The 14,892-nt window shown below is 75.2% G+C and carries 10 protein-coding genes; all 10 read left to right on the forward strand.

Features of this window, described 5'->3' with window-relative positions; genetic code table 11:
* The 10 genes from ACIP67_RS39735 to ACIP67_RS39780 are packed head-to-tail and all read left to right on the forward strand — an operon-like array spanning position 1 to position 14,728.
* Positions 1–1,587: a hypothetical protein gene (locus ACIP67_RS39735; RefSeq protein ID WP_401698721.1), complete on the forward strand. Its 1,587-nt coding sequence runs from the start codon at positions 1–3 to the stop codon at positions 1,585–1,587.
* Positions 1,588–1,589: 2 nt separating this feature from the next.
* Positions 1,590–3,689, forward strand: a complete 2,100-nt coding sequence (locus ACIP67_RS39740) for a glycosyltransferase (protein WP_401698723.1) — start codon at positions 1,590–1,592, stop codon at positions 3,687–3,689.
* Positions 3,682–4,851 carry a sugar phosphate nucleotidyltransferase gene (locus ACIP67_RS39745; protein WP_401698726.1) on the forward strand — a complete coding sequence of 390 codons (1,170 nt, stop codon included), beginning with the start codon at positions 3,682–3,684 and terminating at the stop codon, positions 4,849–4,851. Before ACIP67_RS39740 ends, ACIP67_RS39745 begins: the two co-directional genes overlap by 8 nt.
* On the forward strand, positions 4,848–5,768 hold the full coding sequence (locus ACIP67_RS39750) for a carbohydrate kinase family protein (protein WP_401698728.1): 921 nt from the start codon (positions 4,848–4,850) through the stop codon (positions 5,766–5,768). The genes ACIP67_RS39745 and ACIP67_RS39750 overlap by 4 nt, the downstream gene beginning before the upstream one ends.
* An 11-nt stretch (positions 5,769–5,779) precedes the next feature.
* Positions 5,780–9,058 carry a Cof-type HAD-IIB family hydrolase gene (locus ACIP67_RS39755; protein ID WP_401698731.1) on the forward strand — a complete coding sequence of 1,093 codons (3,279 nt, stop codon included), beginning with the start codon at positions 5,780–5,782 and terminating at the stop codon, positions 9,056–9,058.
* The gene (malQ, locus tag ACIP67_RS39760) at positions 9,055–11,133 is read left to right on the forward strand and encodes a 4-alpha-glucanotransferase (RefSeq protein WP_401698734.1); all 2,079 of its coding nucleotides are present in this window, start codon (positions 9,055–9,057) and stop codon (positions 11,131–11,133) included. The genes ACIP67_RS39755 and malQ overlap by 4 nt, the downstream gene beginning before the upstream one ends.
* 8 nt (positions 11,134–11,141) lie before the next feature.
* Complete coding sequence (locus ACIP67_RS39765) at positions 11,142–12,308, forward strand: sedoheptulose 7-phosphate cyclase (protein ID WP_401698736.1); 1,167 nt, start codon at positions 11,142–11,144, stop codon at positions 12,306–12,308.
* A complete protein-coding gene (locus tag ACIP67_RS39770) occupies positions 12,305–12,751 on the forward strand; it encodes a cupin domain-containing protein (protein WP_401698738.1) in 447 nt (148 codons plus the stop codon). Before ACIP67_RS39765 ends, ACIP67_RS39770 begins: the two co-directional genes overlap by 4 nt.
* Positions 12,732–13,808 (forward strand): ROK family protein, encoded by a 1,077-nt coding sequence (locus tag ACIP67_RS39775; RefSeq protein WP_401698741.1) that lies wholly within the window; start codon positions 12,732–12,734, stop codon positions 13,806–13,808. Before ACIP67_RS39770 ends, ACIP67_RS39775 begins: the two co-directional genes overlap by 20 nt.
* Positions 13,808–14,728 (forward strand): SDR family oxidoreductase, encoded by a 921-nt coding sequence (locus ACIP67_RS39780; protein ID WP_401698743.1) that lies wholly within the window; start codon positions 13,808–13,810, stop codon positions 14,726–14,728. Before ACIP67_RS39775 ends, ACIP67_RS39780 begins: the two co-directional genes overlap by 1 nt.
* Positions 14,729–14,892: the final 164 nt, after the last annotated feature.

A 14,892-nucleotide genomic window follows, 5' to 3' on the forward strand; every position in this document is an offset into this window, starting at 1 on the left:
ATGACGGACAACGACGCACTGGGGGCCCTGCTGCGCGCGGCCCCGTGGATGAGCGAGGACGGCCGGCGGGCCAATCGCTTCGAGCGGACCGACCAGGTGGCACTCGACGAGCACACCCACCTGCTGGTGGTGACCGCCGTCGGCGGCCCGGCGCCGGGCCAGCGGTACTTCGTCCCGGTCCGGTCCGGGGCGTCCGCCGCGGCGGCTACGACAGGTACGGCGGAGGGCCCGACGGACACGGCCGGCCCGGCGGGTACGGCTGCTCCGACAGGTACGGCAGGCACGAGCGGACCGGCGGGCCCGGTCGGCCCGGCGGCCACGGGCGGCCTGGAGGAGGCCCACGGCGCCCTGGAGTTCGACCGGGCCGTCTGGCGGGCGGTCGGGGCCGGAGCGGAGCTGCGGACCGCCCGGGGCGGCAGCGTCCGCTTCCGCGGCGCGGGCCCGGCGGCCGGACCGCTGCGCCGGCTCCCCTTCGAGCGCGGCTGGTCCTCCAACGCCCTGTCGCTCCTGGAGACCGGGGGCACGGCGTACGTGCACAAGACCTACCGGCGGCTGGACGAGCCGGTCCGCGAACCGGAGCTGCTGCGGCTGATGAACGGCACCGGCCGCACCCCCGACTGGGCCGGCGACTACGTGTACGTCGACCCCGCCGACGGCACCCGGCACCCGCTCGGCGTGTTCTACCGCTACGCCCCGGGCGACGGCGTCGACACCCCGCTGCGGGAGAACATGCGCTCCCTGTGGCCGAAGGTGACCGCTGGCAGCGACGTCGAGCGGACGGTCCGCGACCATCTGCGCCCGCTGGCGGGCAATCTGCGCGACGCCGGACGGTTCCTGACCGGGTTCCACCGCGACCTGGCCGCCCGGCTCGGCGGCGGCACCCCGCGGCCGTACCCGGTGCTCGACGCGCTGGCCCGCGCCGAGGCCCGGCTGACCGCCCTGGAGCAGGTGGACCTCGCGCTGCCGCACGGCGTCCGCGCCGCCGCCTTCGAGGCGCTGCGGGCCGAGAGCGCCGCGCTGCGCGCCGGGTTCGAGAGCCGCCCCACCGCCTTCCTGTCCGCTCCCGCCCACGGTGACCTGCACCTGTCCCATCTGCTGTGCCGGCCGCGCGACGACGGCCGCTGGTCGATGCAGGTGATCGACATGTCGACCCCGGCGCTCGGCCCGGACGACGCGGGGTGGGCGGAGCAGTCCCCGGTGCAGGACCTGGTCGCGGTCGAACGGGCCCTGGAGTACTTCGCCGCCGACGAGGCGGCCTTCGAGAGCGCCGGACGGCTCGGCATCGACTCCCTGGAGACCATGACGGGCGCGCTGGACGGTGCCGCCGACTGGCCGGACGGGCCGCGCGCCGTGCTGCGCCAGGTCTTCCACGCCGCCGACGTGTGGCGGGCCCAGGTGCTGCGGCTGCTGCTCGGCCCCACCTCCCCCGACCCGCTGCGCCGTCTGCTGTACCTGGCGCGGCTGCTGCACGAGCTCGCCTACAACGGCGACCACGCCCGCCCCTACCACGCCGCGATCGACCTGCGCCACGCGCTGATGACCGCCGCGCACGCCCCGGCCCCGACCCCCACCTCAGCGAGGACGTGAACGTGACCGTGCCCGAACCCCGCATGCACATCGTCGAGACGTACTTCGAATGCTGCGGTTTCGACCACACCTTCCTCCAGGGCGGCACCTCGGTGTACCTGTGGAACCTCTCCCGGGCGTTCGCCGCCCGCGGTCACCGGGTCTCCATCGTCACCCCGGCCCACGGCCGGCTGGACGACCTGCGGAGCCGGTACGAGGTCGAGGACCTGGACTACTCCGACACCTACACCCTGCCGCTGGTGCTCGACCCCGACGTGTGGCGGGACTTCCCCGCCGAGGCGGAGCTGGAGCTCACCACCACCGCGCACCGCATCCGGCTCGAGGGCGTCGACCTGTACTTCCTGTCCAACGACTACCTGAACCGGCTCCCGGACACCTTCTACCCGCCGTACTCGGCCAAGGGGCGGGACCTGGTCTTCTTCAAGCCGCTCGTCTTCCAGGTCGACAGCGTGCGCTTCCTGCGCCGCTGGTTCGGCGACGAGAAGACCCTGGTGCACGCCCACGAGCCGTACTACCACTACCTGCTGCCGGCGGCGCTGCGCGACGACCCGCTCAAGCCGGTGGTCAGCACGGTGCAGAGCAACATGCCGATCACCAAGAAGGTGTACGGCCCGAAGGTGCGCCGGCTGCTGGAGCTGCTGGGCGCCGGGCTGCCCCTGCCGCTGGACCCGCCGCCCGCCGGTCAGCGGCCGGACGTGGTCCGCCAGTACCAGCAGCTGACCCATCTGCACTACGACTACCCGCCGGACCACGTGGCCCTGTACCGGCTGATCCTCGACCACGCCGACCTGGTCGACTTCCTCTCCCCCGGCCAGCTGGACTTCTACGCCTCCTTCCGCGACACGCCGTTCGAGGCCCTGTTCCGGGAGCTGCCCATCGCCGGCGCGGTGCGCGACAACGCGCACAAGATGTTCGTCGGCGGCTGCGCCATCTCCGACCAGTGGCTGGCCTGGGACCCGGCGGAGGTGGACCGCGAGGAGGTGCTGTCCGGCCTCGGACTGGACCCGGCGCTGCCCACGTTCTTCCACAACGCGCGCTACGCCCTGCACCACAAGGGCCAGCTGGAGCTGGTGCGCGCGGTGGACCGGGTGCTCGGCGAGGGCCTCGCCGCCAACTTCGTGCTGCGCTGCATCTCCGGCGCCCCGCTCGACGACCCGTACTTCCGGGAGGTGGCCGACCGGCACAAGGGGCGCCTGTACCTGGAGTCGGAACGGGTCGACGAGCGGCGGGTGTTCGAGTACGCGTCGTCCAGCGACTTCTGCCTGTTCCCCTCCAAGTTCGAGATGGACACCTTCCTCATCGCCCAGGGCGAGGCGATGGTCTGCGGGGCCGTCCCGATCGCCACCGCCCAGCAGGGCATGGCCCACTTCGGGCACGCCCTGACCGGGCCGGACGCCACCGGGTTCGCGGTGAACCGCTCGTTCGCCGAGGACGACACCCTGCTCACCGACGCCCTGGCCGGCCGGATCCACGAGGCGGTCACCCTGTGGACCGAGCGTCCGGAGCGGTACCGCGAGCTGTCCGAGCGCGCCGCCGCGGTCGCCCGGCGGTTCACCTGGGAGCACTGCGCGGACCTGCACCTCGCCGCGTTCCGCCCGCTCTGGGAGGGCGAGCCGGCCACCCTTCCGGCCGAACGGGCCCTGCGGCACGGCTGGTTCGACCTGCTGGCGGACGACGAGCTCACCGAGGAGGCCCTGCTGCGCCACGGCGACCTCACGGCGTACGAGCGCCTCGCGCCGGTCGACGCGGAGGTCGCGCGGCGGTTCTTCGACGCCGCCTGGGAGCGGGCCGACTTCGCGGCCTGCGAGCGGATCGCGGACCGCTTCCCCGAAGCGGTGCCGGACGACCTGCGGCGCGCCCTGCGCGCACGCCACCACGTCGCCGACGGCGTGCTGACCGTACGGCTGCCGCACGCCGAGCGGGTGGAGCTGGTCTCCCCGGCCGCCCGGGACGGCGCGGCGCCCCGGTCCGTGCCCTCCGTACGGCGGCTGGAGCGCACCGCGCCGGGCGTGTTCGAGGGGCCCGCGCCCGAGCCGGACGCGCGGCTGCTGCTCACGCTGGACACCGGTCGGGTCACCTGGGACGAGGTGCGGCATGGCTGAGCGGCACACCGTGCGCGCCGTGCTCCTCGCGGGCGGCGAGGGCCGGCGGATGGGCCCGCTGGGCACCGGCCGGCTGAAGCCGCTGGTGCCGTACGGCGGGGCCTGCCGGCTGATCGACTTCAGTCTCGCCAACGCGCGGGCCTCCGGCCTGGGCGAGGTGCTCCTGCTCTCGCAGTACGAGGAGCGGCGGCTCATGGACGACCTGCACCGGGTGTGGAACCGGGGCGCGGACTTCCGGGTGCGCTTCGGGCCGTACGACCGGGCCTACCGGGACGCGGGCGACGCGCTGCCCCGGGAGCTGCCCGAGCGCACCTGGCCGGCCGAGCGGGGCACCGCGGACGCGCTGATCCGCAAGGCCGAGTACGTCTTCGGCGGCGACCCCGAGCAGGTGCTGGTGCTGCACGCCGACCACGTCTACCGCTTCGACCACGGGCCGCTGATCGCCGCCCACCGGGCGTCGGGGGCCGCGCTGACCGTGGCGTACCAGCGGATCGAGCGGCGCTGGGTGCATCTGTTCGGGATGGTCCGCTTCGACGCGGCGGGCCGGCTCACCGAGTTCACGGAGAAGCCCGCGGAGCCGACGAGCGACCTGGTGTTCGCCGCGTTCTGCGTCTTCGACGCGGCCGTCCTGCGCCGTTACCTGGAGAAGCTCGACGGCACCGACTGGCAGCACGACATCAGCCGGGACGTCATCCCGGCGATGCTCGCGGCCGGGGAGCACATCCGCGGCTACGAGGTGGCCGGCCACTGGGAGGACATCGGCACCGTCGAGCGCTACCACCGGGCGCACCTGAGGCTGGCCGCCGACGGTCCGCGCTCCGGTCTGCCGGTCGAACGGATGCCCTGGACGGTCCGCCCCGACGTGGCCCGCGGCTGGGTGGCCGATGCCCAGGGGGTGACGTCGTCGTTGGTCCCGGCGGACCTCGTCAACGAAGGCCGGGTGGAGCACAGCGTGCTCTTCCCCGGTGTCCGCGTCGGGGCGGGCGCACGGGTCCGGCGCAGCGTGCTGCTGCCCGGGGTCACCGTCCCGCCGGGCAGCGACATCGACTCGGCGGTGGTCCTGGAGAACGGACAGGTCCAGCAGGTCGCGCACGCCGCGGCCGCCCCGGACACCACAGCGGTCAGGGACACCGCCGCAGTCACGGAAGGAACCCGCACATGAGCCTGCCCCCCCACGACGTCCTGGTGGTCGGCGGCGCCGGCGTGGACACCGTCGTACGCGTCGAGACGCTGGAGGTCCCGCCGGGGGACTCGCTGCACGTCCCGCCGGTGTACGACTACGTCGCGCACACCGGCAACGGCGTGGCGCTCGGCTGGCACGCCCTCGGACTCGGCACCAAGTTCATCGACTTCCTCGGCGACGACCCGCAGGGCCACGCCGTGCTCGCCGCCTACGCCGAGCGCGGCCTGGACTTCAGTCATCTGGTGTCGCCGCACGGCACCCCGCGCGGCATCAACCTGGTCGACGCGCAGGGCCGCCGGTTCTCCTTCTACGACTCCCGGCACCCGGAGGACCTGCGGCTGCCCCGCTCGTTCTACCTGCCGCACCTGGAGCGGGCCCGCCATGTGCACCTGTCGATCATCGGCCACAACCGCGACATGTACGAGGACATCCACCGCCTCGGCGTGACCAGCTCCACCGATCTGCACGACTGGGACGGGGCCAACCCCCACCACCTCACCTACGCCCTCGCCTCCGACTACGTGTTCCTCAGCGCGGCCGCCCTGCACGGCCGGCTCGACGAGGTGCTGCACCGGATCGTCGACGAGGGCCGGGCCCGGCTCGTGGTGGCCACCGACGGCGCGGCGGGCTGCCACCTGCTGGAGCGGGGCGCGGACAAGCCCCGGCACTTCCCCGCGGTGCGGCCGGAACGGCCGGTGGTCGACACCAACGGCGCGGGCGACGCGTTCGTCACCGCGTTCCTGCACGCCCTGCTGGAGGGGCAGTCCCTGGACGACTGCGTGCTGGCCGGGTCCGTCGCCGGTGCCTTCGTCTGCGGAAGCGTCGGCACCCACACCGAGTTCATCGATCTGCCCGGTCTGCGTGCGGCCTGCGCCCGCGCCGTCCGGGCCGGATGAGGAGCCCTCAGGTGCACATCATCGCCTTCTCCTTCGAGTGCGGCGGGTTCGACAACCGGCTGATGCGCGGTGGTCTCTCGCCCCTCGTGTGGAACCTCTCCCGCGAGTACGCCGCCCGCGGCCACCGGGTGTCGCTGGTGACCCCGGCGCACGGCCGGCTGGACGCGCTGCGCGAACGCTTCGACCTTCAGGAGCTGGACTACCGGGTCACCGACACGGTGCCCCTGGTGCTGGATCCGAAGACCTGGCCGGAGCAGCCGCCGACGGTCGACCTGCGGCTCACCACGACCGCCCACCTGCTGCGGCTGGACGGGGTGGACGTCTACTTCCTCTCCAACGCCCACCTGGACCTGCTGCCGGACCGGCTCTATCCGCCGCCCGGCACCGAGGGCCGGGACCTGGCCTTCTTCAAGTCGCTGGTGTTCCAGGTGGACGGACTGCGCTTCGTCCGGGACCGGCTGGGCGACGCGTCCGGCGAACCGGCCGTGGTGCACGGCTTCGAGCCGTACTACCACTACCTGCTGCCCGCCGTCCTCGCCGGCGACCCCCGGTACCGGACGGTGAGCACGGTCGCCGCCAACGCCCCCGTCACGCAGAAGGTCTACCGGCCCCAGGTGGAGCGCCTGCTGGAGCTGTTCGGCGTGGACGCCGGCGGCCTGGACGCGCTGGACGGGCCGCCGCCCGCCGAGGACTCCCCCGAGGCCACGGTGGCCCGGGCGCTGGCCGGAACCCGGATGCACGTCGAGCACGGGCCGGACCATGTGGGCCTGTTCCCGCTGGTCGCCGCGTACGCGGACCTCGTCGACTACGTCTCCCCGGGCCAGCTGCGGTACTACAGCACGTTCGAGGGCACGCCCGTGGAGCCGCTGTTCGCGCCGCTGCCGGTGGCGCGGCTGCTGCGCGAGCGGTCGCACAAGCTGCTGGCGGGCGGCTGCGCCGTCTCCGACAGCTGGCTGGAGCGCGATCCCGGGGCGGTGGACCGGGACGCGGTGCTGCGCGGCTTCGGCCTCGATCCGTCGCGGCCCGTCTTCTACCACGCGGCCCGCTACGCGGTGCACCACAAGGGGCAGCTGGAGCTGATGCGGGCCGTGGAGGACGTCCTCGCCGGCGACCCGGACGTCAGCTTCCTCATCCGCTGCTCCACGGGGGGAGGCGCGGACGACTCGGCGACCGTGGCGAACGCCGCGTTCCAGGCGGTCGCCGACCGGCATCCGGGGCAGGTGCGCCTGGACTGGCGGCTGGCCGACGAGGACACCCTGTTCGAGGAGGCCGCCTGCGCCGACTTCTGCGTCTTCCCGTCCAAGTACGAACTGGACGGCTTCCTGATCGCCCAGGCCGAGGCCATGGCGTGCGGGGCGGTGCCGATCGCGACGGCGCAGCGGGTGACCGGCCACTTCGGCCACGACCGGCCGGTGGACGACCCCGACGCCACGGGTTTCTCCGTGCGCGGCTCGTTCCGGGACGACGACGCGGGCCTGGCGGTGGCGCTCGCGGAGCGAATACGGGAGGCCGTGGCGGTGTACCGCACGGCACCCGAGACCTACGCCCGGCTGTCGGCGAACTCCCGGCGCACCGGCCGCTCGTTCACCTGGGCGCGCAGCGCCGAGACACGGCTGGCGGCCTACGGACGGCTCCTCGCCGACGAGGCGGGCCCGCTGCCCGTCGGGGAACTGCTGGAGCTCGGCTGGCTGGACCGGCTCCCCGAGTCCGCCTGGACCGACCACCGCGACCGTGTCGAGCGGGTCGCCCTGGAACGCGGTGACGCCACCGCCTACGCCCGGGCGCTGGGCGTCGAGGTGACCGAACTCGGCGCCGACGCCCACGCGCGGCTCTTCGAGGCCGCGCACCGGCGCGCCGACTTCGCCCGGTGCGCCGAGATCGCCCGGCTGTCCGGCCGCCCCGAGCTGACGGACCGGCTGACCGGGCGGTGCCGGCTGACCCGTTCCGCGGACGGCACCTGGCACGTGCGGTACGTCCATCCCGGGGCCGACCACGTCGACGTGGCGGTGGACGCGGGGGCGCTGGCGGCCGGGCCGGGCGGCGTCCGGGACACGCCGGTCCCCGGCACCGGGGACCGGCCCGGCGGGACGGACACCGCGGACGCCTCCGGCACCGGACCGGGCCGGGCACCGGCCCCGCGGGCGGACGCCCCGCGGGACGCCGCGACGGCCGTGGGGACCGGGCCCGGTCCGGCGCCCGCCGGTCCGGCGCCCGCGAGCGTCGCGGCAGGCGCGCGGGCCGGTGGCGGCCCGGCGGCCGTCCCCTCCGGGCCGGACCCCGTCCGGGAGTCCGCCACCGAGGCCCTCGCCTCCGACGAGCCGGTGCCCTCCGACGGCGGGGCCGCCTTGATGCCCCTCGTGCCCGACGGCGCCGGAGGCTTCACCGGCGTCCTCGACGGGCCGCCCGTGGGCCGTCACCTCGTCGCCCAGGTCACGCTGCGGACGGGCCGGGTCGCCTGGGACGCCGTCCCCGTCCCCGCGCCGCCCTACCGGGTCGTCGCCACCGACCTGGACGGGACCCTGCTGCGCAGTGATCTGACGGTCTCCGAGCGCACCCGCCGGGCGCTGGCCCTCGTCCACGCGTCGGGCGCCCACCACCTGGTGGTCACCGGGCGTCCCGCGGTCGCCTGCAAGCAGCTGCTCGACAGCATCGGCTACCGGGGACTGGCCGTGTGCGGGCAGGGCGCGCAGCTCTACGACGCCGGCGCCGACCGGCTGCTGTCCTCGCAGCCCCTGGACCTGGACCTGGCCCGTGAGGTCGTCGCCCGGGTCGAGGGCGCGCTGGGCCGGGTGGAGCTGGGCATCGTCACCTCGCCGCCGGAGAGCAGGTTCAAGGTCACCCCCGGGTTCGGCGAACGCGTCCGGCACGGCTGGGACCTGACCACCGATCCGGCCCTGTTGTGGAACACGCCGATCGACAAGCTGATCCTGCACCACCCCGAGGTGGACGAGGACCGGCTGGCCGCCACCGCACGGGAGGTGATGGGGGACGCGGTCACCGTCGTGCACTCGGTGAAGGGCATGGTGGAGATCCTCCCGGCCGGCACGGACAAGGGCACCGGCGTCGCCCGCGCCGCCCGGATGCTGGGCTTCACCGGCGCGGACACCATCGCCTTCGGCGACATGCCCAACGACATCCCGCTGCTGGCCTGGGCGGGGCACGGGGTCGCCATGGCCGGCGGCCACCCGCAGCTGCGGGCGATGGCCGACGAGATCGCGCCCGCCCATGACGAGGACGGCGTCGCCGCGGTCCTGGAACGCCTGTTCAGCGCACCGGAGGTCCGCCCATGACGTCACACGCCCCGCCGGGTACCGCGCCGGACGGCGCGCTGCGGGAACTGGCGCGCCGCAACGGCATCGCCACCGACTACACCACCGACCGGGGACGGCGGATCACCGTCCCGTCGGACACCCTGGTCGCCGTGCTGGCCGCGTGCGGGGTCGACGCGGCCGACGAGCGCGCGGCCCGCGACGCCCTGGCCGGCGGACACGGTCCGGCCGCGGGCCGCCTGCTGCCGCCCTGCACCGTGGTGCGCGCCGGTTCGCCCGCAGAGGTGCCGCTGCCGCCCGGGGCGCGGGCGCACGTCGCCCTGGAGGACGGCGGCCGGGCCGAGGTGTCCGCTCCGCTGCCGCCGGGCCGTCACGTCCTGCACGTGCGCGCCGGGACGCGGGAGGAGTCGGCCCCACTGCTGGCGGTACCCGACCGCATCCCGGTGCCGGAGCGGCGCGACTGGGGCTTCCTCGTCCAGCTCTACTCGGTGCTGTCGCGCCGTTCCTGGGGCATGGGGGACCTCGGCGACCTGGCCGAGCTCGCCGCCTGGTCGGGCCGTGCGCTGGGCGCCGGCTTCGTCCAGCTCGGCCCGCTGCACGCGATGGAGCCGGGTGGTCTGCCGGACCCGTCGCCGTACCGGCCGAGCTCCCGGCGGTTCACCGACCCGATGCACGTACGGGTGGCGGCGGTGCCGGAGTACCGGGAGCTGAGCGGCCCGGCCCGGGAGCTGGCGGACTCCTGCGCCGCCCGGGCACGGGAACTCAACGACCGGGTGCTGCGCGGGGAGACGCTCATCGACCGGGAGACGGTGCGCGCGCTGAAGCACCAGGCGCTGCGCCTGGTGCACGCGGTGCCGCTCGCCCCGGCCCGCCGGGCGGCGTTCGAGGCCTTCACCGCACGCGAGGGACAGGACCTCACCGACTTCGCCACCTGGTGCGCGCTGGCCGAGGTGCACGGCGGGGCCTGGCGTTCCTGGCCGGCCGCGCTGCGCGACCCGCGGTCGGCGGCGGTGGCCGCGGCACGCGAGGAACTCGCGGACGCCGTCGGGTTCCACCGCTGGCTGGCCTGGATCACCGACGAGCAGCTCGCCGCGGCGCAGCGCGCGGCCGGGGAGGCGGGCATGGGCATCGGCCTGGTCCACGACCTGGCGGTGGGGGTGGCCCCGGAGGGCGCCGACGCGTGGGCGCTCCAGCACTGTCTCGCGGACGGGATGAGCGTGGGCGCGCCGCCCGACGACTTCAACCCGCACGGCCAGGACTGGGGCCAGCCGCCCTGGCGGCCCGACGCGCTGGCGGCGGAGGGGTACCGGCCGCTGGCCGCGCTGCTGCGGGCCGGCATGCGGCACTCGGGGGCCCTGCGGGTCGACCACGTCATGGGCCTGTTCCGGCTGTGGTGGGTGCCCGAGGGCCGGCCGCCGTCGGAGGGGACCTACGTCCGCTACGACGCGGAGGCGATGCTCGGGGTGCTGCTGCTGGAGGCGCACCGGGCCGGGGTCCAGGTGATCGGCGAGGACCTCGGCACGGTCGAGGCCGGGGTCCGGGAGGAACTGGCGGCGCGCGGGGTGCTCGGCACGTCCGTGCAGCGCTTCGAGTACCTGGGCGGCTCCGAGGGCCGGCACGGCCCGCTGCCCGCCGCGGAGTGGCGCACGAACTGCCTGGCCACGCTCACCACGCACGACCTGCCGACGACCGCCGCGTGGCTGAGCGGCGAACACGTCGACCTGCGGTCCCGGCTGGGGCTGCTGACCCGCCCGGAGACGGAGGAGAAGGAGGAGGCGGCCGCCGAACGGGACGGCTGGCTCGCCGAGCTGCGCCGGGAGGGCCTGCTGCCCGACCCGGACGGCGAGGTCGTGGCCCTGCACCGCTTCCTGGCCCGCACCCCGTCGCGGCTGCTGGGGGTGTGGCTGCCGGACGCGACGGGGGACCGCCGTCCGCAGAACCTGCCCGGCACGGCGACGGTGCACCCCAACTGGCGGCTTCCCGTGGCCGACCCGGACGGCCGTCCGGTCCCGCTCGACGATCTGCCCGGCCACCCCCGGGTGCAGGCCATCGCCCGTGTGTTCACCGCGGATGAACCGCGCCGACCGACCCATTGAGGAGAGAGATGTCAGGCCAGGCCCTTGCCCGGATCGAGGGGGTGCTCGAGGACGCCGGAGGCTTCGACCTGCTGGCACCGGAGGGCACGCGGTACCGCGTGGACGTCACGGAGTCGGTGTTCGACCCCGGCAACCCCCTCCTCGCCGAGTACGTCGCGGGGCGCCGTGTGGTGGCCTTCATCGGCCCCACGGTGCACCGGCTCTACGGCGACCGGCTGCGCGCGTACCTCGACGCCCGGCTGACGCCGGGCAGTTGGAGCGTGCAGGTGATCGAGACCGGTGAACGGAACAAGACCCTCGCGTCCGTGGAACAGGTGTGTGCCGTCGCCAAGGCGACCGGCCTCGACCGCCACGGGGTGATGCTCGCGGTGGGTGGCGGCATCGTCGCGGACGTCGTGGGCTTCGCGGCCTCCATGTACGCCCGCGGCATCCGCTACATCAAGGTCAACACCACCCTGGTGGGGCAGGTGGACGTGGGGGTCGGGGTGAAGACCGGCGTCAACGCCCTGCACTCCAAGAACATGTTCGGCGCCTACCACCCGGCGCACGCCTCGATCAACGACCCCGCCCTGCTGGCCACGCTGCCGCCCCGGGAGATCCGCTGCGGTCTGGCGGAGATCGTGAAGATGGCGGTGATCCTCGACGGCGACCTGTTCCGGACGCTGGAGCGGCACCCGGACGCGTTCCTCGGCGCCGCGGACGGCGAGGTGGAGACGTACATCCTGCGCACCTCCATGCGGCTGATGATGGAGGAGCTGTGCCCGAACCTGCGGGAGCACGAACTGGCCCGGCTGGTCGACTTCGGCCACACCTTCAGCCCGGTGATCGAGACGGCGGGCGGACACCGGCTGGAGCACGGTGAGGCGGTCGCCGTCGACATCGCGCTGTCCGCGCACATCGCCCGGCTGCTGGGTCTCGCCGACGCGCAGACCTGCGAGCGGATCGTGACGCTGCTGCGCCGGATCGGCCTGCCGGTCTTCGACGCCGACACCTGCACCGAGGAGCTGATGACGCAGGCGTTGCAGGCGTCCTGGCAGCGCCGGGGCCGCAAGCTGCACCTCGTCGTCCCGACGGGCGTCGGCAAGGCGACGTTCGTGTCGGAGCTGGAGGACCTGCCCGCCGACGTGCTGCGCGAGGCCCTGCGGGCCCTCGCGGCCGAGGGAGGTGCGCGATGACCGCCCGGGGCGCGACCGCCGGCGAGGCGACGGCCGTCGAGATGGCGGCCGGCGATGTGGCGGCCGGCGGCGCGCCGCCGGACGTGGCGAACCTGAACGACCTGTTCACCGGCAAGGAGCACGATCACGGCGGGCTCGGCACGATCCTCGCGCACCGGGTGTTCTCCCGGGCCGAGGGCGGCGAGGGCGCGGAGTTCGTCGACCTGGCCGTGCTGCCGCCGGGCACGTCGATCGGGCGGCATCGGCACGGCGCGGACCGCGAGACGTACATCGTGCTCAGCGGCAGCGGGGTGATGTACCGGGACGGCGTGGAGTTCCGCGTCACCACCGGCGACGTCGTGGTGAACCGCCCGCGCGGCGAGCACGGGCTGGTCAACGACTCGGCCGACGAGCTGTGGCTCCTGGTCTTCGAGGAGGAACTCCGTGACGGTTCCGGGGTCTGACCGGCTCACCCCCGTCCGGGCGGCGGACGCGCCCGCCGACGGCGCGTTCACCGTGCTGGACGTCGGCGGCACCACGCTGCGCACCGGGACGTACGACCCGGTGACGGCGGTGCTGTCCGGGGTGCGCCGGGTGCCGGTGGAGGGCGTGGCCCGGCATCCGGGCGATCCGGTGGCCGTGCTCCAGGAGCGGGTGGTGGACCAGATCGTCCACGAGGTCGCCGAGCACTCGGGCGGCACGGTGCCCCGCGCCGTCGGGGTCGCCTTCGCGGGGCCGATCTCGGCGGGCGGCCTGGTGCTGGCGGCGCCCACGGTGTGGGGGCGGCGCGGTGACCCGCTGCCGCTGGGTCAGCTGCTGTCGCGGCGGATCGGCGCCCCGGTGGTGGTCGTCAACGACCTCACCGCGGCGGCCTGGCGGTACGCGGCGACCGAGGCGGAGCCGTTCTGCCTGCTCACGGTCAGCTCCGGGATCGGCAACAAGGTGTTCCGGGGCGGTGACGTGCTGCTCGACGCCGACGGCCACGGGGGCGAGCTCGGCCACTGGGTGTGCGACCCGTCGCCGGACGCGCCGCTGTGCGACTGCGGCGGGCGCGGCCATCTGGGCGGCATCGCCTCCGGGCGCGGGGTGCTCGCCGCGGCCCGCCGTGCGGTGGCCGCGGATCCGGCGGGCTTCGCCCGGTCCCGGCTCGCCGAGCTGTGCGGGGGCCGCGCGGACGCCCTGGACAATCCGGCGATCGCGGCGGCGGTCCGGGAGGGCGACCCGTTCGCGACCGGGGTGCTGCGCGGCACCCTCACCTATCTGGCGCAGGCGATCGGGGCGGTCTTCACCTCCATAGGGATCTGCCGGTACGTCATCATGGGCGGCTTCGCCCTGGCGGTCGGCGAGCGCTACCGCGAACTGCTGGTCGGGGAACTGGTGCGCCTCGGGTGCTTCGGCCTGGACCCGGACGCGGTGGACGCCCTGGTGTCGCTGGGCCGTCCGGACGACGACCACGGGCTGATCGGCGTCGGCCGGCTGCTGGCCGACCGGACCGCCCCGCAGCTCCGGCAGGAGGCGTGATGGCGGCCCCGCGCACACTCGTCGTCGGCAGCGGCTTCGTCGGCACCCGTATCGCCGGCCGTCTCGCCTCGGCGGGCGAGACGGTCACCCTCGCCTCCCGCACCCGGCCCGCGGTGCCGCCGGCCGGCGGCGCCGACTGGACCGCGCTGGACGCCACCGACCGCGAGGCGTGCGGCCGGCTCCTGGCGCGGCTGCGCCCGGACCGGGTGGTGCTGGTGCACGGCCCCTCGGACGTCACCTGGTGCGAGGACCATCCGGACGCCGCGGTCGCGGCGCACACCGCGGCGGCCGAGAACTTCGCGGCGCGCTCCGGCGGGGCGCGGCTGGTGCTGATCTCCACCGACAACGTCTTCGACGGCAGCCGCGCCACCAGCGCGGAGGACGACCCGGTCCGTCCCGCCAACGCGTACGGCCGGGCCAAGCTGAGCGCCGAGCGGACACTGCTGGGCGCGACCGCGGACGCCGTGGTGCTGCGGGTCAGTCTCGTCTACGGCCATGAGCCCGCCGACGCGGGCAAGTGGCTCAACTTCTACTCCGCGTGCGCCCACCGGCTGCTGCGCGGTGAGCGGGTCACGGTGCCGGCGGACCAGTGGACGACCCCGGTGCTGGTGGACGACGTGGCGGAGGTGACGGCCGCGGTGCTGCGCGCCGACGGCCCGCTGCCCCCGGTGCTCCATCTGGGCGGCCCGGACCGGGTGAGCCGGGCCGCGTGGGCCTCGGTGATCGCCGAGACGCTCGGCGCGCCGCCGGACCTGGTCGTCCCGACGGCCCGGGCGGGCACCCGCTACGCGTCCCGCCCGGAGAACACCTGCCTCACCAGCCGTCTCCTCGACCGGCTGCCGGCCACGAAGGACACCGCGGTCCGCGGGGTCGCGGAGGGCGCCCGCCTCCTGGCGGGCACCCTCCGGAACACCGGCTGAGCCGGGCCCCGGGCCCGAACCGCCTGGCCCGTGCCGGACGACCTGCCCCGGTCCGACCCGCCCGGCGCAGGCCGGGCCGCGGGCGTCCACAAACGCCGGGTCCGGCCCGTCCGACAACGGTCCGGACCACAGGCACCGAGCCCGGACCGGCCGACACGCGCCCG

The sequence above is a fragment of the Streptomyces sp. NPDC088812 genome, from assembly GCF_044750285.1.
In the GTDB taxonomy this organism is placed as follows: domain Bacteria; phylum Actinomycetota; class Actinomycetes; order Streptomycetales; family Streptomycetaceae; genus Streptomyces.